Source organism: Haloechinothrix halophila YIM 93223 (assembly GCF_000504245.1).
Taxonomy (GTDB): Bacteria; Actinomycetota; Actinomycetes; order Mycobacteriales; family Pseudonocardiaceae; genus Haloechinothrix_A; species Haloechinothrix_A halophila.
Window position 1 is genome coordinate 898984 of sequence record NZ_KI632509.1, and the last position, 20795, is coordinate 919778.

Annotated in this window: 19 protein-coding genes; 6 read left to right on the plus strand and 13 right to left on the minus strand. The window is 67.4% G+C overall.

Going from position 1 to position 20795, the window contains the following annotated elements:
• Positions 1 to 715: 715 nt before the first annotated feature.
• Together AMYHA_RS04165 and dusB are read right to left on the minus strand one after the other, a co-directional pair.
• Positions 716 to 1561 carry a GGDEF domain-containing protein gene (locus AMYHA_RS04165; RefSeq protein ID WP_231104618.1) on the minus strand — a complete coding sequence of 282 codons (846 nt, stop codon included), beginning with the start codon at positions 1559 to 1561 and terminating at the stop codon, positions 716 to 718.
• A gap of 305 nt (positions 1562 to 1866) precedes the next feature.
• Positions 1867 to 3009, minus strand: a complete 1143-nt coding sequence (gene dusB, locus AMYHA_RS04170; protein ID WP_157362461.1) for a tRNA dihydrouridine synthase DusB — start codon at positions 3007 to 3009, stop codon at positions 1867 to 1869.
• Between the two features lie 80 nt (positions 3010 to 3089).
• Between dusB and AMYHA_RS04175 the strand changes: the two genes are divergently transcribed.
• The gene (locus tag AMYHA_RS04175) at positions 3090 to 3614 is read left to right on the plus strand and encodes a 2'-5' RNA ligase family protein (protein WP_034268141.1); all 525 of its coding nucleotides are present in this window, start codon (positions 3090 to 3092) and stop codon (positions 3612 to 3614) included.
• A gap of 39 nt (positions 3615 to 3653) precedes the next feature.
• The gene (locus tag AMYHA_RS04180) at positions 3654 to 4118 is read left to right on the plus strand and encodes a DUF6328 family protein (protein ID WP_034268145.1); all 465 of its coding nucleotides are present in this window, start codon (positions 3654 to 3656) and stop codon (positions 4116 to 4118) included.
• Between the two features lie 54 nt (positions 4119 to 4172).
• On the opposite strand, the gene AMYHA_RS04185 is transcribed toward AMYHA_RS04180, so the two are convergent.
• Positions 4173 to 4388: a dodecin gene (locus tag AMYHA_RS04185; protein WP_034268147.1), complete on the minus strand. Its 216-nt coding sequence runs from the start codon at positions 4386 to 4388 to the stop codon at positions 4173 to 4175.
• A 239-nt stretch (positions 4389 to 4627) separates the two neighbouring features.
• Positions 4628 to 6088, minus strand: a complete 1461-nt coding sequence (locus AMYHA_RS04190; RefSeq protein ID WP_169732896.1) for an HNH endonuclease — start codon at positions 6086 to 6088, stop codon at positions 4628 to 4630.
• Between the two features lie 240 nt (positions 6089 to 6328).
• On the opposite strand from AMYHA_RS04190, the gene AMYHA_RS04195 reads away from it, so the two are divergent.
• Positions 6329 to 8146, plus strand: a complete 1818-nt coding sequence (locus AMYHA_RS04195; RefSeq protein ID WP_034268149.1) for a long-chain-acyl-CoA synthetase — start codon at positions 6329 to 6331, stop codon at positions 8144 to 8146.
• Positions 8147 to 8176: 30 nt separating this feature from the next.
• Here AMYHA_RS04195 and AMYHA_RS04200 read toward each other — a convergent pair whose 3' ends face one another.
• A complete protein-coding gene (locus AMYHA_RS04200) occupies positions 8177 to 9145 on the minus strand; it encodes a CapA family protein (protein ID WP_196776830.1) in 969 nt (322 codons plus the stop codon).
• 232 nt (positions 9146 to 9377) lie between these two features.
• Here AMYHA_RS04200 and AMYHA_RS27780 point away from each other — a divergent pair, with 232 nt between their 5' ends.
• A complete protein-coding gene (locus AMYHA_RS27780) occupies positions 9378 to 11306 on the plus strand; it encodes an LVIVD repeat-containing protein (protein ID WP_034268152.1) in 1929 nt (642 codons plus the stop codon).
• Positions 11307 to 11507: 201 nt separating this feature from the next.
• Here AMYHA_RS27780 and AMYHA_RS25515 read toward each other — a convergent pair whose 3' ends face one another.
• The 3 genes from AMYHA_RS25515 to AMYHA_RS04220 all read right to left on the minus strand — a co-directional run bounded on the left by AMYHA_RS25515 (position 11508) and on the right by AMYHA_RS04220 (position 13992).
• Positions 11508 to 11960, minus strand: coding sequence for a cupredoxin domain-containing protein (locus AMYHA_RS25515; RefSeq protein WP_051399528.1), 453 nt, complete (start codon positions 11958 to 11960; stop codon positions 11508 to 11510).
• A 31-nt stretch (positions 11961 to 11991) separates the two neighbouring features.
• Positions 11992 to 12618, minus strand: a complete 627-nt coding sequence (locus tag AMYHA_RS04215; protein WP_034268155.1) for a class F sortase — start codon at positions 12616 to 12618, stop codon at positions 11992 to 11994.
• A gap of 105 nt (positions 12619 to 12723) precedes the next feature.
• Positions 12724 to 13992 (minus strand): copper amine oxidase, encoded by a 1269-nt coding sequence (locus tag AMYHA_RS04220; RefSeq protein WP_157361797.1) that lies wholly within the window; start codon positions 13990 to 13992, stop codon positions 12724 to 12726.
• Between the two features lie 172 nt (positions 13993 to 14164).
• Here AMYHA_RS04220 and AMYHA_RS04225 point away from each other — a divergent pair, with 172 nt between their 5' ends.
• Positions 14165 to 15067, plus strand: a complete 903-nt coding sequence (locus tag AMYHA_RS04225) for a patatin-like phospholipase family protein (RefSeq protein ID WP_084036798.1) — start codon at positions 14165 to 14167, stop codon at positions 15065 to 15067.
• Between the two features lie 80 nt (positions 15068 to 15147).
• Here the strand turns inward: AMYHA_RS04225 and AMYHA_RS04230 are convergent, their stop codons facing one another.
• From AMYHA_RS04230 to AMYHA_RS04245, 4 genes are all read right to left on the minus strand, one after another.
• Positions 15148 to 15387: a WhiB family transcriptional regulator gene (locus AMYHA_RS04230; protein WP_034268158.1), complete on the minus strand. Its 240-nt coding sequence runs from the start codon at positions 15385 to 15387 to the stop codon at positions 15148 to 15150.
• Between the two features lie 243 nt (positions 15388 to 15630).
• Positions 15631 to 16404: a tyrosine-protein phosphatase gene (locus AMYHA_RS04235; RefSeq protein ID WP_034275760.1), complete on the minus strand. Its 774-nt coding sequence runs from the start codon at positions 16402 to 16404 to the stop codon at positions 15631 to 15633.
• Between the two features lie 112 nt (positions 16405 to 16516).
• Positions 16517 to 17374, minus strand: a complete 858-nt coding sequence (locus AMYHA_RS04240) for a class I SAM-dependent methyltransferase (protein ID WP_034268161.1) — start codon at positions 17372 to 17374, stop codon at positions 16517 to 16519.
• Positions 17375 to 17499: 125 nt separating this feature from the next.
• On the minus strand, positions 17500 to 18201 hold the full coding sequence (locus AMYHA_RS04245) for a GyrI-like domain-containing protein (protein ID WP_231104619.1): 702 nt from the start codon (positions 18199 to 18201) through the stop codon (positions 17500 to 17502).
• A gap of 174 nt (positions 18202 to 18375) precedes the next feature.
• On the opposite strand from AMYHA_RS04245, the gene AMYHA_RS04250 reads away from it, so the two are divergent.
• Positions 18376 to 18744 (plus strand): NUDIX domain-containing protein, encoded by a 369-nt coding sequence (locus tag AMYHA_RS04250; protein ID WP_231104620.1) that lies wholly within the window; start codon positions 18376 to 18378, stop codon positions 18742 to 18744.
• A gap of 824 nt (positions 18745 to 19568) precedes the next feature.
• Here the strand turns inward: AMYHA_RS04250 and fxlM are convergent.
• On the minus strand, positions 19569 to 20786 hold the full coding sequence (gene fxlM, locus AMYHA_RS04255) for a methyltransferase, FxLD system (protein ID WP_034268163.1): 1218 nt from the start codon (positions 20784 to 20786) through the stop codon (positions 19569 to 19571).
• Positions 20787 to 20795 lie beyond the last annotated feature (9 nt).

Below are 20795 nucleotides of genomic sequence, written 5' to 3' on the forward strand. Positions count from 1 at the left end.
TGGTCCTGCGGCGGGCGAGGACGAGGACTACGCGGCTGCGGTGGCTGGGGCCCGCGCTGCGGTGGTTGGGGCCCGCGCCGGTCCAGTGTCTCGCCGCCCTGCGGGGCCTGCCGGTGTTGTTGTTGCGGTTGCCTGCGTGGTGGCGCCTGCTGAGCTTCGTTCCGTTGCGGGTGGCGCGGCGGCTGCGGTGGCTGGGGCCTGCGCGGACGTGGAGGTGGCTGGCGTGCGCCCGGTGGTGGTTGCTGCGGTGGGCGTTGCTGCGCTTGCCCTGGCGGCGCTTGACGTTGGCCTGACGGTCCCGGTGGCGCTTGGCGTTGGCCTGACGGTCCCGGTGGCGCTTGGCGTTGGCCTGACGGTCCCGGTGGCGCTTGGCGTTGGCCTGGCTGCGGCGGTTGGTAGCGGGGAGAATCACGGTGAGGCGCGCGTTGGTCGTCGTGCACCGAGCCTCCCATCGTGAGTCAAGCGGCCGTGGTCCCCGCTGTCGCGCCATGGCAATGAGGAACGTGTTGTTCTGACAACATCCCGCCCTCGGAGTGTGCCGTTATCGTACGGATATGACGTGATTGAGGGAACACACTTGGGTGATAAGTGCAGCGGTGCGTAGATAATTTGCGGTGAAATGCGCGCCCGTCCAGGGGATATTGCTCCGGACGGAGTAACCCGATCGGCTAAGTAATTGCGTTCGGTTGCCGTAATGGCAGCGCCGCCGACGTTCTCAGCGGCAGTTGTCGTCCAGACCCGCGATTCGGATCGCGCCGCTTCTGCGGTAGGCGACGACATTCCGCCCCGCTCGCTTCGCGGCGTATAGCAGGTCGTCGGCGCGGCGCAGCTGCCATTCCGCGTCGCGCCGAGGTAGCTCCCAGCCGGGCCGGTGGACCAGCCCCGCGCTGATCGTGACGACAAGGCCCCGCACGATGTTGGACCAGTTGTGCTCCGCGACGCGTACCCGCGCGCGTTCCAGCGTCGTGACTGCGAGCCACGGGCTGGCCTCGGGCAGCACGAGCACGAACTCCTCGCCGCCGTAGCGTGCGCAGAACGACCCTGCGGGCAGGTCCGCCTGCAACAAGGCCACGACCTGCTGCAGCACCCTGTCCCCGACGACGTGGCCGTGGGTGTCGTTTACTTGCTTGAAGTGGTCGAGATCGACGATCGCGACGGCGATGCCCTTGCCGTCGCGAGGTTGTTCCGCGAGCAGTACATCCAGCTTCTGGTCCAGGTAGCGGCGGTTGTACGACGCGGTGAGTGCGTCCCGCAGGCTCGCGTCGACAGCCTCTGCGTGTGCCCGCCTGAGTTCGTCGACCTGTCGCTGGTATTGCTCCGGGATGATCGGCGTGACGTTCTGGGTGTCCCGCGCGAGCCGTAGCGCTTCGGTCAGATGCGAGTAGGCGAGCCGCCACTTGCCCTGTGTGGCGAGTACCTGCGCGATGGACTGGTGCATGTCGACCAGTTCGGTCGTGTCATGTGGTTCGCTGATGAGGTCGACGTCGATTGGCTGGGAACGTGTGGACGCGCCAATCTCGCTGGGGCGCCAGATCGAATGCGTGTCCAGTTGATTCGTCACGTTCTGCTCCAGTCGGTGCGTGCCGTGTTTCGCGCGTCCGCCACCCCGTGAGGGATGTGTTGCCGCGCTGCCGTGCACGTGGCGGCCTTCGCGGTCGCCGCCCTGCGGTGGCTGGACGATCCCCCGCCACCTTGTGCCACGACTTGGTTGTCGTCGGGTAGGACCGTCGTCTTGAGACGACGGGACGACTAGTGGCGGAATATCACTCGATTGGCGGGCAACCTTTGTGGGAGTCGTGAACACGCCAGCTTGAACTTTATATCCAAGGGCTTGATTTCTGGGTCGTACTGGCGTGTCGGCTGGCCTTAGCCCCCGCTGTGCATCATGTCCGCACCGGCCGGGACGCACGGGTCGTCCGGGTCGTCCAGCCAGCCGTGCGGGAGGGTGACCTTGCCAGGTGAGCCCTGCCGCCCACGGGGTCCGGTCGCCGCCGCGGGGAACGGCGCGTCGTGGTCGAGCTGGGTGATCAGCTCGTCCAGCTCGGCCAGGCTGGTGATCATGGCGAACTTGCGGCGCAGCTCGGAGCCGACTGGGAAGCCCATGAAGTACCAGGCCATGTGTTTGCGCAGGTCACGCATTGCCTTGTCGTGGCCGTCGTGCTCGACGAGCAGTTCGGCGTGCCGCCGCAGGACCCGCGCGACCTCGCCGAGGTTCGGCCCCTCCGGCACCGGCTGACCGGCGAAGGCGGCCTCAAGCTCTCCGAACAACCACGGTCGCCCGAGGCACCCGCGACCCACGACGACACCGTCGCAGCCAGTCTCGGCGACCATGCGCAGCGCGTCGTCCGCGGTGAAGATGTCGCCGTTGCCCAGCACGGGAATCGACGTCACCGCCTCCTTGAGTCGCGCGATGGCCGACCAGTCGGCCTCGCCGGAGTAGCGCTGGGCCGCGGTGCGCGCGTGCAACGCGACGGACGCCGCGCCCTCGGCCTCGGCGATGCGGCCAGCGTCGAGGTAGGTGTGGTGCTCGTCGTCGATACCGACGCGGAACTTGACCGTGAACGGCGCGCCGTACGGCTCTGCCGCTGCCACCGACGCCTTGACGATGTCGCCGAACAGCCTGCGCTTGTACGGCAGTGCCGCGCCGCCGCCCTTGCGTGTCACTTTCGCGACCGGGCAGCCGAAGTTGGCATCGATGTGATCGGCGAGCCCCTCACCGAGGACGATCTTGACCGCCTCGCGCATGGTGTTCGGGTCGACGCCGTAGAGCTGCATTGATCTCGGGTACTCGCCCGGCGCGAAGCTCATCATGTGCATCGTGCCTGGATGACGCTCGACGACAGCGCGTGCGGTGATCATCTCGCACACGTACAGCCCCGCGCCGTAGGACTGGCAGAGCTGCCGGAACGCGCGGTTGGTGATCCCGGCCATCGGAGCGAGCACGACTGGCGGGTCGACCTCGAACGGGCCGATTCGCAGCGATGACGTCGTAGCAGGCACGTCCTCCAGGCTAACTGGCGTGGCTCCGCACGTGTGCACGGTGGGCCTCCTACCTGCGGCGAACCCTCTGCCGGGCTTACCGTCGAATCATGGCGCTCGGGGTGTGTCTGCTGTTCGACGGGAAGTCGCAGCGGGCGGTCAGGAACCTCTGGGACCGCATCGAGTCCGAGGGTGTGCCGACGCTGCGCTCGCACACCCACGGCATGCACCACCCGCACCTGAGTTACGTGGTGTTGCTGCACTGGGACGCGGATAAGGTGCGCGGCGCCGTCGATGACCTTCCCGGTCATGAGCCGTTCGAGTTGACCTTCGACGCGCTTGGCTCCTTCCGGCGGGGACGGGTGTGCCTGGTGCCCGCCGTCCCGAACGGCCTTGTCGAGCGGCAGCAACGAGTGGTCGAAGCGACGCGGGGCACCGGCGCCGTTGTGCACAAACATTACGAGGTCGACCGTTGGCTCCCGCATCTGTCGCTGGCGAACCGGGCACGGCTGGACACGCTGCCCGCGATAGCCGCCGTGATCTACGACGTCCTGCCGCTGACCGTGCGCATCAACCGCGCCGCGTTGATCGACAGCTCGACCGGGCGGGTATGGCCGCTGGCGAGGTTGCCGTGAACGGTGTTTTGCCGGGCTGGTTGGGAGGTATACGCCGCCATGACGGAAGCTGACCATCACCACCATCACGAGTCAGAGCACCAGCGGCTGACCCGCAACGTCGCCGAGCTCCTTGGCGAACTGCGCGTCGCGCAGGCCGGGGTGCAGATTCTGTTCGGTTTTCTCCTTGCCGTCGTGTTCACTCGGACGTTTCAGGACATCGGCACGTTCGAGAAGTCGTTGCACCTGGTGGCGGTCGTGCTTGCCGTGCTCTCGACGGCGTTGTTGAGCGCGCCCGCCGCGTGGCACCGAGTGCTGTTCCGCGCCGGACGTCGGCCCGAGATCCTGCGCCGGGGCAACCGTCTGGTGCTGGTCGGCCTCGGCTGCCTTGCCTGTGCGGTCGTCGTGACCGTCGCGCTGATCGGCAAGGTCGTGTTCGGCACGCTGGCGATGAGCTTGCTGGCGGCTGGTGCCGCGCTTGCGTTCGCGTACCTGTGGTTCGTCGCACCGTGGCGGCTGCGATAGGTGGGCGCCGCTCGGGCACGCTGCGCTGTTGCCCAGCGCGACTGCTGCACGACGTTACTCGGGTTCTTCGAGCCGGAAGCCGACCTTCATTCCCACCTGGAAGTGTCCGACGTCGCCGTCGGCGATGTGCCCCCTGATCTCGGTGACCTCGAACCAGTCGAGTCCGCGCAATGTCTGCGACGCGCGACGAATGCCGCCCCGGATGGCGTCGTCCAGGCTTTCGCTGGACGAGCCGACGATCTCGCTGACGCGGTAGGTGTGGTCGGCCATGGTGGATGTCCTCCTCGGTGCTGTTCGGTGTGCCTTGGTTCTGTTCGGTGTGCGGTTGACTGCGTGGTGCCGGGCACGGCGGGCCGCGTGGCACCGGAAGGCACCGCGAGTCCTACGTGCCGCGACGATGTCGCGACAGTGCAGCGATGGTGTCTTTCGCTGCATGGCGCGGCGTCATTGTCCGCCTACAGACGGGCGGCGCGCATCGTGAACAGACGTGCGGCGGTGCCGCGCGCTGTCTAGAACGGTGGCTCGTCATCGGGTGGCGCGCTCAGGTCGGATGATGTTTCGGTGGGTTGTCGTTGCTCGGGTACGGAGATGTTCGGTTCTGGAACCGGCTCGTTCGCTGCCGGGTCTGGCTTCGGTGCTGCTCCCGGTTTCGGCTTCGGCTTGTTGATGGGGTGGTTTTTCTTGGTGTAGGTGCGGCCGGTGGGGCTGGTGATGGTCGCGGTCTGCGTCGCCGGGTCGTGGTCGAGCCGCCACCCGGGCTCGTCTTTGAGGTAGTGGTGGGGTTCGCATTTCGGGCCGCTGTTGCGGGCGCTGGTTTCGCCACCGGTGTGCCAGTCGCTGAGGTGGTCGATGTCGCAGCGCTGCGCCGGGCGGTGGCAGTAGGGGCACTCGCGGTCGCGGGCGGCGATGAGTTCGCGCATCGCTTGAGTGGGGCGTCGGCGGCGGCTGATGTCGTGGGGCACGCCGCTGCCGGGGTCGGTGAGGACCTTGCGCCAGATCGAGCCGGGGTTGGTGGCGATCTCGCGGGCGAGCGGACCCGGGATCGGACCGTAGCCAGAGAGGTCGGCACCGTGATCGCTCATGGTCAGAGCGGTGTCGATGGGCATGTGGAGATACACCAGCGCCCCCACACCGGTGCCATTGCCGCTTTCGGTGCCGCTGCCGGTGGTAGCGCTGCGGCCGTTCTGGGCGAGCAGGAGTGCCGCGGCGATGTCGGCGCGGAGTTGTTCGAGGGTGCGGTCGTCTCCGGCGTTGCGCAGGCGGCGGGCGTCGTGGTCGATGCGCGCATACGCACTGGCGGCGACCTCGGCTGGCAGGTCCATGTACAGCGTGGCCATGGCGTCCTCGCCCGCGACCAGCTCTACTTTGCGGCCCGCCCGCGCGCGGCGGGCGCGGGCGGTGTAGCCGTCGGGGTCGATCTTCTGCGCGAGTTCGCGGGCGGCGCGTCGGATCTGGCTGGCATCACCCGGCGCGAAGCATCCGTCGCGGACTTTGTCGTCGAGGCGAGCGTCGACCTCGCGGGCCTTGTCGGCGTCGAGATTTTCGGTGACGTCGACGATCTTGCTGGCCGTGTAGGCCTCGTATTCGCCGTCGTGCATCGCCGCCAACGTGCGCGGCAGCCGCTCCACCAGGTTGCGGGCCCGATCGAGACGTCGTTGCGCCACTTGGCGTGAAACCCGCAGTTCCAGGGCGGCTTCCTCGGCCACATAGCGCGAGCCGTCCCGCAGCTCGTGCAGCCGCGCGAGCGCGCGGGCCTCCAGCGAGTCCGCCCGCGCCCGCACCCGCCGGGCCACCGTCAACGCGCGGACCGCGTCGTCATCGCCCAACCGCTCGATCTCATGACGCATCTTCAGCCACTCGTGCTCGGCCAACTCCTCGGGAACGAACAGACAGTCCGAGGGCGGCGACGCGCAGTCCTCAGGAACGAGCAGACTCCCCGAGAAACTGTGGATGGGTACGAAGGTGGTCACCACCACAGTATCTCGAACACACATTCGATACGTCAACACGACATGCCCGCGAATGGCACCATCGACAGGCCAGATCTCGGGCGCACTGTGTGATCGCCGGGGTGGCGCTGTCTTGTGCCGTTGGTCACGAAAAACCCGACGGAACTCGCGCGAAAACCCACAACCATGCATTCGGATTGACCTGGATGAACGAACTCACACTTGCGCTCCCATGGCTACTCGCCAGTAAGGTGGCCGTCCATGGAGACGTCAGAGCGAGATGTGGTGCGCAGGGTCCGGTTCACCGACGTCATTCGGTCGTTGCCGAAGCTCGCGCCCGATATGCCGAAGATGGCCCGTGGCGCGCTCGGTCTCGCGACGACGCGGTCGGGCAGCAAGGCCTCGCTCGGTCGCGTCTTCCAGGACGCGGCTGCCAAGCACCCGGAGCGACCGTTCCTGCGGTTCGGCGACACCGAGATCACCTACGGCGAGGCCAACGCGCGGGTGAACCGGTACGCGGACGTCTTCGCTGAGCATGGCGTCGGCCACGGCTCCGTCGTCGGCGTGCTCGCGTCGAACCGGCCGGAAACGATGCTGGTCGCACTCGCGGCGGTCAAGCTCGGCGCGGTCGCTGGCATGCTCAACTACAACCAGCGCGGCGACGTTCTCAACCACAGCCAAAAACTCTTGGACAGCACGGTCTTCGTGGTCGGATCGGAATGCCGCGAAGCACTCGACTCGCTGCCGGACGGTGAGGTCAAGGGCAAGGTCATCGGGCTGGCGAACCAGGCTGACCGGCTGTCCGGTCACCAGGACCTCGACGAACTCGCCGCTGACGCCAGCGAGGCGAACCCGCCGCAGTGCGCGGAGATCACCGCGAACCAGACGGCGTTCTACATCTTCACGTCGGGTACCACCGGGATGCCGAAGGCCAGTGCGATGTCGCACCTGCGCTGGCTCAAGAGCATGACCGGACTCGGCGGGCTCGGCGTCCGGTTGCGCACGGACGACACGCTGTACTGCTGTCTGCCGCTGTACCACAACAACGCGCTCACGGTCTCGCTGTCCTCGGTGCTCGCGGCTGGCGCGACGCTGGCGCTCGGCAAGTCGTTCTCCGCGACCCGGTTCTGGGACGACGTCGTGCGCACCCGCTCCACCGCGTTCTGCTACATCGGCGAGCTGTGCCGCTACCTGCTCAACCAGCCGGTGCGCGAGGCCGAGAAGCAGCACCAGGTGCGGGTCGTCGTCGGCAACGGGCTGCGGCCGGAGCTGTGGGGTGAGTTCACCGAGCGTTTCGGCATCGAGCGGATCGCCGAGTTCTACGGCGCGAGCGAGTGCAACGTCGCGTTCGTCAACGCGCTCAACATCGACCGCACGGCTGGCATGTGCCCGCTGCCGTTCGCGATCGTCGAGTACGACCCGGTCACCGAGGAGCCGGCCCGCGACGCCAAGGGCAAGCTGCGCAAGGTCAGCACCGGTGACGTCGGCTTGCTGGTCACGAAGGTGACGAACCGGGCGCCGTTCGACGGCTACACCGACGCCGAAGCCACCGAGCGCAAGCTGCTCAGGGACGCCTTCAAATCCGGCGATTGCTGGTTCAACACCGGCGACCTGGTGCGCAAGCAGGGCTTCAACCACGTCTCGTTCGCCGACCGGCTGGGCGACACGTTCCGCTGGAAAGGCGAGAACGTCGCGACGACCGAAGTCGAGGCGGCCATCGCGGAGCACCCGGACGTCGAGCAGGCCGTCGTCTACGGCGTCCCGGTGCCCGGCACCGACGGCAAAGCGGGCATGGCCGCGATCAAGCTCGCGGATGGCGCGCGGTTCGACGGCGCGGCGCTGGCGAAGCACCTCCTCGAACACTTGCCCGGCTACGCGGTGCCGCTGTTCGTGCGGCTGATCGACGAGGTGGAGCAGACCTCGACGTTCAAGAGCCGCAAGGTCGACCTCCGTGACCAGGGCTACGACACCGCGCAGGTCAGCGACCCGCTCTACGTGCTCGCCGGGCCCGGCGACGGGTACGTGCCGTTCTACGACGAGTACCCGGCCCAGGTCGCCGGTGGCGAGGTGCGGGTCTAGCGCCGGTGCGGCCCCAATCGGGCTGGCTGCTCACTCCCACTCCACAACCAACCGGCCGTCGTGCCAGGCCACGGACGTCCCGAGCTCGCGGCAGGCCGAGGTGAACCGGCTCCGCAGCCAGCGGACGTCGAGGCCGCGCGCCAGTCGCGTGTAGGCCGGTTCCAGCGTGAGTGGACACGCCTCGAGGCGCATCGGGCCGTCGGCGCCGATGTCGACCAGGAACAACAGGCTCAGGTCGTTGCGCAGCACCGGATCGACCACGTAGTCGTCGATGAAGTCGCCGAGGTCGTAGAGCACCCGCTCGGTGACGCCGTGCACGACGTGCGCGGAGTGCCCCGCGATGAGCGTCGCGCCAGCGTCCAGCAACGTCCGAGCCGCGCGGCGCACGTGGCGGATCGGGGACGACATCATGTTCGGACCCCAGTGCGGCGTGACCAGCACGATGTCGTTCGTGGTGGCGAGTGAGCGGACCCGGGCGATGAGCCAGTCCGTCGCGCCGGTCCGCAGGTCGGCGTAGGCGATGCCGGGGCGGTCGACGCCCGCCGCGAAGTCGCTGGGGTGATCGGCCACGCCGAGCACGGCGATCCGCCGGCCGCGGGCGTGCAACACGGCACCCTCGCGCGCCGCCTCGGCGTCGGGTCCGGCGCCCACCCAGCGGATACCGCCCGTTTCGAGGTGCGTGATGGTGTCGGTGAGCGCCTTCACGCCGTAGTCGAGCGCGTGGTTGTTGGCCAAGGTCACGCAGTCGACGCCGAGCCAGGCTAGCGTCTCGATGGCACGGGGTGGCGCGCGGAAGTGGAACGGCTTGCGGCCGGGGTCCCATCGGGCGCCGCGCTCGGAGACGCAGCACTCCAGGTTGAGCACCACAAGGTCGGCCTCGGCCATGACCGCCCTGACCTCGGGCGCGATCAGCCCGTGTGGCCCGACTTCATGCAGCCGGTCGGCCACACCTCGGCCCAGCATGGTGTCGCCCGCGAGCGCGAGCCGAACCGGACGCACGGTGCCTCCTTCCACCGAGCAGGCCCCGGTTCCAGTGTCACGAACGATGACGGATCGCGCACGCCTGGTGAAATCCGCAGCGTGCGAGGGTCATTACGCGATTTCGCGAATGCGAGCAGTTGCTCCATTTGTGTGAGATGCGTGACATAGCACACACGATTGACGACTGTTCCGTGGGGAGTCGACGTCGACGGCGGGAGCGAGACCCTCTTGCCGCGGGAGGAGGAAGTAGATGAAGCGCAGGACTATCGTCTCGATAGCCGCTGCCGCGCTGGTCGTTAGTTCCACCAGTGCGGTGAGTTACGCGTCGGATGACCATCCCGATCTGGGGCTCGGTGGCACCGTCGACGACGGCCACGAGGGCCACACCCACTACGAGGACGGGGCGCGCGATCCGAGCGCGCCGCTCGCGGAGTTTGACAGCGATGGCGTCGTCAGCGACGGGCCATCGGGCAAGCGGGTCAAGAACCTGGCGCTGCGCGGCAGGGGCGAGCGGCTCGACGCGAACGCGACGACCGACGTCTGGACCCACGAAGGCTACTCCTACACCGGCACGTTCAACAGCCCGTGCGGCGGCGAAGAGGGCGCTGGCGTCTGGGTATGGAACGTCAAGAACCCCAATGACCCATCGTTCGTCACCGTGATCGACTCCCCGACCGGCAGCCGCTCCAATGACGTGAAGGTGGACACCCTCAACTCCGGCACGATCCTGGTGCACTCCAACGAGTCCTGTGGCGGTGGTCCGGGTGGCGTTGAGCTGTACGAGGTCAGCGACCCGGCCAACCCGATGCACCTGTCCTCGATCAGGGCCGACGAGATCAATCCGATCTCCAACGACCTCTTCGGCGGCATCAGCGACGTCGGTGTGCACAACATGTGGCTGTTCAGCCAGGGTGGCAACGACTATGTGTCCATCGTGGCCGAGTCGGCGTTCGACAACTTCCGCACCTACGACATCACCGACCCCACCGACCCGCAGCTAGCGAGCGCGTGGGGCGCGGAAGAGGTCTTCGATCCAGGCGTCGGTGACGAGACCGAGGACGTCGGCAGGGTGCTCGACGCGGCATTGTGGCTGATCAGCGGCTTCGGCGACTCGCAGAACCGCTTCCTGCACGACATCACCCTCAACGCCGACGGCGACGTGGCGTACCTGTCCAACTGGGACGCCGGGCTGATCCGGCTCGACATGAGCGACCCCGCGAACCCGCAACTGGTGTCGGTCGCGCTCGACCCGGAGAACGGCTCGCTCGACGGTGAGGTCAACAGCCACGCGGCATGGCCGAGCGACGACGGCTCGATCGTCGTCGAGACCGAGGAGGACTTCAACGCATGGGGCGTGCGCCCGCCGACGAACCTGACCTTCGGCGAGGGTGACCCGGCGACGCCGCTGCCAGGCACCGCGGCGTCCACCAACGCGGGCGATACGTTCGAGGGCAGCCAGACCGGCAACAACGTCACCGTCGACGCCGACAGCATCACGGTGAACTCCGGTCCGCTGTCAGGGACCACGTTCCCGGCCTCGGAGCTGGCCGGTGACCAGCCGAAGTTCGCCGACGTCGGCGCCATGACCGGCGAGGCGGTGTGGATCGGCAGGGCCTGTGACGGCGACGCGATCCTGAACGCTGGGGCCATCGACGCCGGCGACATCGCGATCATCCGTCGGGGTGCCTGCACGTTCCGCGAGAAGAACTTCAACGCGGCCGACGCGGGCGCGGCAGCTGTCGTGATCACCAACAACGTGCCGAGCTCGCCGTGGGGCGGAGTGCGGATCTGGGACTACTCGGACCCGGCCAACCCGCAGCTCGCGTCGACGTTCGACACCGCGTGCAGCGCGTCGGCGGAGCCGATCCCCGGCTGCGACATGTTCGGCACGTACTCGGTGCACAACGTGGTCGTCGAGAACACCGATGACGGCCGCGTGAAGGCGTACATCTCCTGGTACCGCGACGGCATGCTGGTGCTCGACGTCACCGACCCGGCCAACCCGGTCGAGGTGGCGCGCTACTTCGACAACTCGGAGGAGTTCCTGGCGAGCAACGGCGGTGAGCCCCACGACTTCTGGGGCGTGCACAAGGTCAACGACGAGCCGTGGATCTACGGCTCGGACCGCAACGGTGGCCTGTACGTGTTCAAGGAACAGGGCAAGGGAAGTGGTAAGTAGCCAGCTACTGTGCCGGTAGATACCAATCCGACCGGAAGTAAGTCGAACTGGCAGGTCAAGCGAGTGTGCCAGTCGACTTACTTCCGGTCTTCTTGGTATGTAGTGGCTAGCACCTGAACGCGACGGCGGCGGGTGAGCGGTGGGGCAGAACCGCTCACCCGCCGTTTGTGCGTGCCGCGGGTGGCACGACGTCGTCGGGCGTCACTCGGTGACGGTGACCGTTCCCGTCATACGGGGGTGGTAGAAGCAGACGTAGGGGTACTTGCCCGGCTCGTCGAAGGTGCGCTTGTAGGTGTCGCCCTTAGCCATGTCGCCGGACTTCTCACCGTCGTCGAAGTCGACGGTGTGGGTGGACTGGTCCAGTTGCGTCCACACCACGGTGGTGCCAACGGGGACAGCGATGTTGGCCGGTTCGAAGGTGAAGTCGACGATCCGCACCTTTTCCTTGCCCGCGGCTGGCGTGTCCTGCTTCTCGGTGGTCTCTTCCGTCCGCGTGTCCTGCTCGGTCGTGGGGGCCGCGGTGGGCGACGCGGGGGCCGTTGTGGTCGTTGTGGTCGGCGACGGCGCCTGCTCGGTGCCATCATCGGCCTGCTCCGACATGCCGCAGGCGGACAGGGCTATGGCCGCCGCGGCTAGGGGGATCGCGATGCGCATGACTGACTCCTCGTGCTGGGGTGCGTCACCGCTATCGCAGTGACGCGAAGACGATGATGTTGTCGCGGTAGCTGTCGCGCGACCGGTCGAACTCGCCACCACAGGTGATCAGCCGCAGCTCCGGCTTGGCGGTCGGTAGCCACACCTTCTCGGTGGGGAACTTCTTCTTCGCGTGCTGCTCGATGCGGTCGACGACGAAGACGAACTTCTTCCCGCCCTTGGCGGTAACGGTGATGGTGTCGCCCGCCGACATCTCGCGCAGCCGGTAGAAGACGTCGGGACCGGACTTGGTGTCGACGTGACCGAGGATCGCGGCCGGTCCCGGCTCGCCAGGCGCTGAGCCCTTGGCGAACCAGCTCATGTCGCCGAACTCGGGAACCTCGAGCGTGCGGTCCTTGTTGAGACCGGTCTTGGTCAGCTTCCCGTCGATGTCGATGGCGGGGATGGAGATGGCTGCCGGCTCTGGGACCTTGTCGGGAGTGCGCAACGACCGGTAAGACTTCACCGCGTCGAGGCCGGGACCCGCCGGCGCGGCCGTGCCTGCCGGGCTGTCGCCGCCTGCTCGCTGGTCAGTCGCGGAGCCTGCGTCATCGCCGCAGCCCGCGAGCAGCAGCAGGAGCCCGATGATCGGTGCGAGGATGCGATGCCTGCGCGCCATGAGTCACTCCTCGAGTGGAAGGGTGGGACCTAGCCGTGTGGCCAGGCCCCACCCGGTCGGATCACACCGCGCGGTGCGCGGCAGTGAGTCTCACGTGGGAGAAGCTCACTTGGCGGTGCCGCCAGCGCCGGTCTCGACGCCACCGGACGGCATCTCGCCACCCATGAAGGCCACGATGCCCGCGGACAGTGCCTTCGCGGTGTCGTACATGTGGTTGTACGCCTCGTCGGCGCTGCTGAACGCGCCCTCGAAGTCACCGTCATTGAACTGCTTGACCTGCGAGGTCAGCTGGTCGACGTGGGCCTGCAGGCCCTTGGCGACGACGTCGGCCGGAATGCTGCCGTCGGAGGCGGTGTCAAGGAAGTTCGAGAAGTCCTGCTGGTACTGCTCGAGCCGCTTCAGGGCATCATCCTGCTTCTGCTGGTCACCTTCGGCGAGACCAACGGTGTACTGGACGAAGAAGTCGATGTGGTCGGCCCACATCTTCATGAAGGCCTGGCCGCCTTCCTCACCGAACACGCTGGAGATCGCGGCGGTCAGGTCCTTGGTGTTCTCGTTCAGCGCGCCGGCGATGGCCTCGAAGTCATCCTGGCCGGACACGCCAGCCCGCATCGCCTGCATGGCGACCTGGGCGTGCTCACCGAGCAACTGGCCGAGGCTGGAACGCAGGTCCACGGCTTGGCCTTCGACCGAGCCCTCGAAACCGTCCTGAGTGGACACTATGGCGTTGGCGAGGCCCTTGGCGGTGGCGAACATGTGGGCGTAGGCCTCACGGGTGGTGCTCGCCGCCTTCTCGTAGTCCTCGTCGTTGTAGGCCTCAACCTGGCCGATCAGCTGGTCGACGTGAGCCTGCAGCAGGTCGGCGACGGCGTTCTGCGGCAGCTCGCCCTCGGTGGCGCCCTCAAGGAACGCGCCGAAGTCCTGCCGGTACTGGTCGAGCCGCTTCTTGGCCTTCTGCTGCTTGTCCTTGTCGCCCTCGGCGAGGCCGACGGTGTAGTCGACGAAGAAGCCGATGTGGTTGGTCCACAGCTCATTGAACTTCTCGGCGCCCTCGTCGCCATAGACCAGCCGGATCGACTCGGTCAGGTCGTCGGTGTTCTTGCCGAGCGCGCCAGCGGCGGCGTCGAAGTGCTCCTGCCCTGCGACACCGGCACGCATCGCCTCGATGGCGAGCAGGGCGTGCTGGCCGAGCTGACGCTCGAGCGTGATTCTCAGTTCCTCGGCGGTCACCTCCGCCTGCTGCGCGTTGACGACGTTGGTTACGCCCCCGGCGTTGGTCGTGTTGTTCGTCGCGGCGGCTCCCCCGCAGGCCGTGACGAGCAGGCCCGCGGCGACGGACACCGCGGCGATCCTGGTTCGAGATAGCAGAGACATGGCTAACCCTTCGTGTCGACTGTGTAGCCAGCACGAGTGATTCGGACCATGCGGGGTTCCGGATTGGCCGGAAGTGTGCGGTTTGGTTCTTGATCATGGGGTGAACGGCGTCGCAATGCGGTTCACCCAGGTCAGCGGGAATAATCCAATGTGGTGAACGAAGGGAGTCCGTATGACCGACGCGAATCCCGGTGACGCGGGAGTGGCGTTCGTGCTCTCCGGGGGCGGCAGCCTCGGCGCGATTCAGGTGGGCATGCTGCAGGCGCTCTACGAGCGCGAGATCGCCCCCGACCTGATCGCGGCGGCGTCGGCTGGCGCGCTCAACGGCGCGTTCCTCGCCTGTCAGCCCGCGACACCGGCCACCGCTGACCGGCTCGCCGAGGTGTGGACCGGGTTGGAGACCGACGATGTCTTTCCGTTCAACCCGCTGACAGCGTTGCTCGGTGCGCTCGGCTGCCGGGACCACGTCGTCTCATCGGACAAGCTGCGTGGGCTGATCGAGAAGTGGATCGAGTTCGACGACCTCGGCGACGCGCGCATTCCACTGCACGTCATCGCGACGGACCTGCTCAGCGGTGCGGAGCTGCGGCTGTCGTCGGGGCCGGTGACCAGCGCGGTGCTCGCCAGCGCGGCGCTGCCCGGGGTGTTCCCGCCGGTGCGCAGGGACGGCCGCGTGCTCGTCGACGGTGGCGTCACCAACAACACACCGCTCTCGCACGCCATCGCACTCGGCGCGCGGAAGATCTACGTGCTGCCCACCGGCTACGCGTGCACGCTCGACAAGCCGCCGCGCGGGGCCATCGGCGTCGCACTGCAGTCGTTGAACGTGCTGGTCCAGCAACGGCTGGTGCACGACATCCAGCTGGTGCCGGAGTCGATCGAGCTGGTGGTGCTGCCGCCGCTGTGCCCGCTGGACGTCGTGCCGGTCGATCTCTCGCATGGCGAGGAGCTGATCCGCCGCAGCCGCGAGCAGTCGCGGCACTTCCTCGACGGACTGCCGCCGGATGAGCGGCACGTGGTGCCCGAGCTCGTGTGGCGGGTGGTGCATCCGCACGCCGACGCGGGCCGGGGGTAACGAGCGAACCGGGCCGGTGCCACTGAGGCGTCAAGCCGCCCGGCTGCGGCTGCCCGGGCTGAGCGCTCGGGCAGCCGAGATCAGGCCGCGTGGGCGCTGCGGCGCACCAGGTCGGCCCGTTCCTGTTCGGTCATGCCGCCGAAGATGCCGTAGTTCAGCCCGTTGTCCAGGGCGAACCGCAGGCACTGTTCGCGTACCGGGCATCGTGCGCAGACGCTCTTGGCCTCGTCGACCTGCTTCGCGCCCGGCCCCATGTCGGTCACCGGGAAGAATACTTCCGGGTCCTCGTCGCGGCAGGCGGCGCGATGCCGCCAGTCCATTCCGTCTCGCCTCACCTCGCGCCACCTCCTTTTGTCTCGACGTCTGGGCTGGGCATGCGGGATCGCGTGATCCTCGCGCCTGGTGAGAGTCTGATTAGCCAGTTGTGCGGGTACCCAGGTAGGCCCCGCGCCATGACCGCTGGCCGCGTCGTCGCGGCCGCGGTCCTTCCGCAGCTTAGGTGTCAACGTGGGGCAGCGGGGGTTTGTTCCCGCCGTCCCGCTGTTCCGTCAGTCCGTGCCGGGTCAGTCCGCGAGCAGCCGGTATCGCAGCCGGTCGACGTCGGTCCCGCCGAACCCATGCTCGGCGAGCCACTCCGTGACGCCGCCGTGCTCGGTGTCCAGGTGCTCGAGGAACGCCGTCATGGTCTCCGCGCGCGGGGTGTGCGCGTCAACTGGCAGGCGGTCGATATCACCCGCGTAGGTCGGTGTCGACCGGAGCCGGTCCAGGATCGCCTCGATCCGTTGGCTGGTCGCCGCGTAGTCCGCCACGATCGCCTCTGGCTGCACACCGACCGCCGAGAGCGCCATCGCCACGACGACGCCGGTGCGGTCTTTGCCCGCCGCGCAGTGCACCACGGCGGCGCCATCGGACGCAGCGACCGTGCGCAGCGCGGACACGACGCTGTCCGGCCGGTCGGCGAGATAGCTGAGATAGATGCCACAGACGATGTCGTCCGGCGCCATCGCCAGGATCCGCTCCCGGCGTGACTCGAACGTGTCGGCAGCGGCGTCGGTCGCGTTGCCCCGTTCGGGCAACATCGAGTGGTGGGTGTGCCGGACTGTGGCGACCTCGGTGAGCGGGCCAGGCCCCTCGAGCGTGAGCTCGTTGGTCGTCCGCAGGTCGACGACGGTGCGCAGGCCGTGCTCGTCGACGAACTTGGCGACGTCGTTCGGCGTAAGGCCCTGCAGGTTGTCGGAGCGCAGCAGCCTGCCAGGGATGGTCTTGCCGCCATCAGCGGTGGGCATGCCGCCGACGTCCCGGACGTTGACGGCACCCTCGAAATCGATCCAGCGCACGTTTCCATTCATACCGTCGAGCGGTGCTCCGATGCCATCGGTTTCTCGCAACGTGGTACGCCACTGGTCAGACAGCGCCGCTTGGCCAGGGGAATTGACTCGCCGTCGCCAGTCAGCCGCCGACGGACGCCTCGATGATGTGGTTCGCTCGTGCGCTGCGGCCGGTGCAGTGCGGCAGTGTCCCGGCGAACGCGTCCGGACGACGCAGCGTTGCCTCGGCGAACCCGGCCTTGCGTAGCGCGGTTTCGGCGTCCTGCGTGCCGGTGAAGTGCAGGTGCACTTGGCCGCGCACGAACGCCGACAGCGCCGCGACCGCCGCCCGGTCCAGCCTCCCCTGGTTGCCGCGGAGGTGGATGTCCGAGAGATACAGCCCGGCGGAGAAGCCACTCAGGACGCTGGCGAACCGGGTCCACATCGTCTGGACGCTGGCCTGGTCGAAGTAGTTCACCAGGCCCTCGGTGATGATCGCGAGCCCCTTGGCCGGGTCGAGGTTGCTCGCGAGGTCGGCGAGGCTGCCTGGCCCGCTGTCCCGCATGGCGTCGACGTCCTCGACGCAGTGGGTGGCGGCTTGCTCACCGGTGGCGCGCAGCATGCGGCGTTTGCGCTCGGCCATGCCGGGCAGGTCCGCCTCGATGTAGGTGATGGCGTCGCCGAAGCGCTGGGTGAACCGCAAGCCCCTGCCGGACAGTCCCGCCGCGACCTCGACCACCTGCGCGACGCGGCCTTGCTCGATGGCCTCGGTGAGCAGGTGGTCGATCACCGTGTGACGGGCGAGGAGGTAGTGCTCCAGATGCGGCTGGCCGAGCCGGGCGGATGTCGCGTTGGCGGGCGCGAGGGCGTGGCAGAACAGCCTGCCAGCGCCGGTCGCGAGCGCCGGGTGCGACAGTCCGTTGCGGACCCAGACATAGCCGGTGTAGTGCGCCGTGGGGCTGATCCGGTCGGAGCCGCCCAGACGGAGTGCGCGAATCATCCGGTGAGCGTACCCAGGGCGCGGGGTCGGTTGGCCTGCACGTCGTCGCCGAGAGGCATCATTCGTCGTCGACGCGGAGCGACTTGCCGAACCCGGTGGTCGCGGCGACGCGAGCGAGCCGCGCGCTACCCGGGTTTGACGGGTTGTCTCAGCACCGTTTTGAGCTTGGTGGGCGCGGTCTTCCGTGGGTCGCTGAGGTAGATCTCGTGATGGTCGCCGTTGAAGGTGAGACCGTGTTCAGGCATGTACTGGTTGTGCAGGCGATCCAGGACCGGCGCCTCGTCGTCGTAGGAGCCGATGTGCAGGATCTGCACGCACGTCCTTTCGATAAGAGTGTGCGGCCGAATATCCGCCAGGGCGGGGTTGTCCTTCTTCTTCGAGACGCTGTCGACGGCGGCCCTGACCATGTCCTCGGTGATCCAGTCCGGCTGGCTGATCATCATGGTCCACTCCCAGCTGTCCTTGTCGCGGGTGGTGAACACGGTAGGGTCGTCCGCCCGCCACAGTCCTTCTAGCGGGGCGACGACGAAGTCCCGGCCCAGAGTTTTCTTACTGGCGAACTTCAACGCGTACGCCACCCCGTACAGGGCTGCGACAGCGTTCGCATACCCGGCTGACGTATTCGGATCACCGCTGCCCTCTATCGCGATGTACTGGAACTCGGGTACGTCGACGACTGTGAGCTCCTTCGACGGCGGCGAATAGAGCTCTTTGTGGGTCTTTTTGACGTCGTACTTGTCCACGATGGCCTCCAGCATGAGTGCGTTCAGTGTGGTTTCGGTCCATTCGGCATCAGCGTCGCCGCCGCAGGGGCCGGACCACTTCAACCGGAGCCACCTCCGGCACCAGCTCCGCCACACCCGCCGCGACATCCTCGGCGGTAAGCTCAGAGATCGTCACAAGCCGCAACCATAAAGGCAGCCACCGACACAAAGGGCACGCATGAGCGCCGCCACCGAGGTCATCGCCGTGCTGTCATCCTCCGCGACGGTCAGCTCCTCGTGGCGAGCCAACGCGGCAAGTCTTGGTTGTTCCTGCCAGGTGGGCACGTCGAACCCGGCGAGCGGGTGGAAACGGCCTTGATCCGCGAGCTGGGCGAGGAACTTGGCACCGAAGCCAAGATCGCAGGCTTCGTCGGCGCGGTCGAGCACGGCTACATCGAAGACGGCACCACTCACCACGAGATCAACCTCGTCTTCGAGGTCGACATCACCGACACGGAACCGGCAAGCCAGGAAGACCACCTAGAGTTCCACTGGCTGCCGCTGGATCAGCTCGCCGAGGCTGACGTCCTGCCCAGTGCCCTCAAGGCCGCCCTCGTCACGGTTGGGGACGATCGCACGCCGTTCTGGCACGGTTGGAACGACTGAGCGGTGGACAGCGCTCGAACACGGCGCAGGTCGAGTCTCCGCAGCCAGAAGGCAGCTCGGTGGGCAACTCACATGGGTTCTGGTGGGCCGCCTGGGACTCGAACCCAGAACCTACGGATTAAAGGAGCGACGCTTAGAGTCTGGCCGACTGCTCTTGCCTGCTCAGAGTGACCCAGTACCCGCCTGCGCTGCTCCTCCTGTCGGCAATTGCCGCAGTTTCGCAGTCATCGTGATCGTCATTGCTGCTGCCGAACTTGCCTCTACATCATCAAGACGGCGCGCTCCGCGCGCCGTCGGGCAGGCCCAGGACTCATGTTCACTGCTGGCGGGCGGACCGGCGCACCCGGACACGCCAGCGCCTCATCTGGACATCCACTGCTGCCCGATGATCGTCTTACGCCGCGTCGCCCGCATCAAGGACACCTGCGGCGACGCTACGCGATGAGCTGCGCTAACCGTTGACACGGCCACCACGGCGCAAAGGATGGCATGGGTGAAGGGAAGGAGGAAAGGAAGGGGTCTAGCCGGTCGGGCTGAAACCCACCTCGCGAAGTTCGTTCTGCCGCCCCGAACCATGGGGGCGGCCACGGGAGTTCCTGAGCCGGACGTAGGTGCTGGCGAACGCTGTCGCCGTGGGACTGATTGCCACGTCGAGGTTGCCGGAGGCAAGTGCCACAAGCCGTCGAACTCTGGGTGTTGGCGGCCGCTGCGCTAGGTGGGTAGCACACTCGATCCAGAGACGCGTAGCACGTGGACGCCGATGAGGTGGCGGTCGGGCATGCGAGGTTCCTGCTAGTCGTAGCCACGTGATGTCTGTCCGCGGCTCAGCAGGTTTCGTCGTAGGTGAGCACGAGGCGGCTGTGGTTCTTGTCGATGGCGGGGCCGTTGAGGTCGCTGTCGGGGGTGTCTGCGGGGTAGGCGATGAGCGTCGGTTTGCGCTCGCGTCCGTCGGCGGACCATGCACGGACTTCGTCGCATAGGCGTTCGGCGAGTTCGGCGGCGAGGGGGCCGTGTGCGATCGCGCCGAGTTCCCAGCGTGAGTGGTCGTCGTGCTGTCGGCGGCGGGAGGTGAGGTAGGCCAGGGACTCGCCGTCGACGATGACCGGGGAGCGGAACTTCTGTACGGGGTCGCACACCCCGGGTGGGGTGTCTGCGGGTGCGTTGATTCGGCACACGCGCGGTTCGGTGACAGTCAGGCGTAGCCAGATGCCGTCGTGGGACTCGTCGCCTGCGATGGTGATTTCGGACCACGTTGTGGTGCGCGGCGTGTCGAGAACCCCGCGCAGTGCGTCCGGGTTGACGGTCTGGTCGCGGTCCCAGTGCAGCCGGATGGTCTCGTCGTCGGTGATAGAGGCATCGAGTTCGCCCTCGTCGTCGCTGACGAGGTAGACGAATCCGCACAGCTCGATCGAGTCGGCAACCAGCCGCCCGTCCTGGTAGGCGAAGGCCACCCCTCGGGCTTGCCCGCGCCATCGCAGGGGGATGACCATGCGGCCGCCGGGGGCGAGCTGGTCCCACCAAGCGGCCGGGATGTCCCACGGAGAAACGGTGGCGATGATCCGGTCGAAGGGGGCGCGCTCGGGAACGCCTGCTGCCCCGTCCCCGGTGACCACCCGAACCTGGTCGTGGCCTGCGGTGTGCAGTGCCCGCGCTGCCTGTGAGGTGACGTCCGGGTCGATGTCGATGGTGGTGACGTTCGCGGCTCTGCCGGTCAATTCGGCGAGTAGGGAGGCGTTGTAGCCGGTTCCCGCGCCGATTTCGAGAATGCGGTTACCTGGCTCGACGGCGAGCTGATCGAGCATCATCGCAACGACGAAGGGCGCCGATGCGCAGGACAGGGACGCACCGTTGTCGAATCGGTGAGTAATGACGGCCTGGTACGGGTTGTAAGCCTCATCGAGACCGGCCTCGGGCACGAACGTGTGCCGGGGGACTTCGCGTAGGACGCGCTCGACCTCGGGACGTTGCGCGTAGCCCATCTCTTGCACCTTCGCGAGCATGTCATCTCGGAGGGCGTCAAGTTCGGTGGTGTCGGTGTTCATCGGACCCTT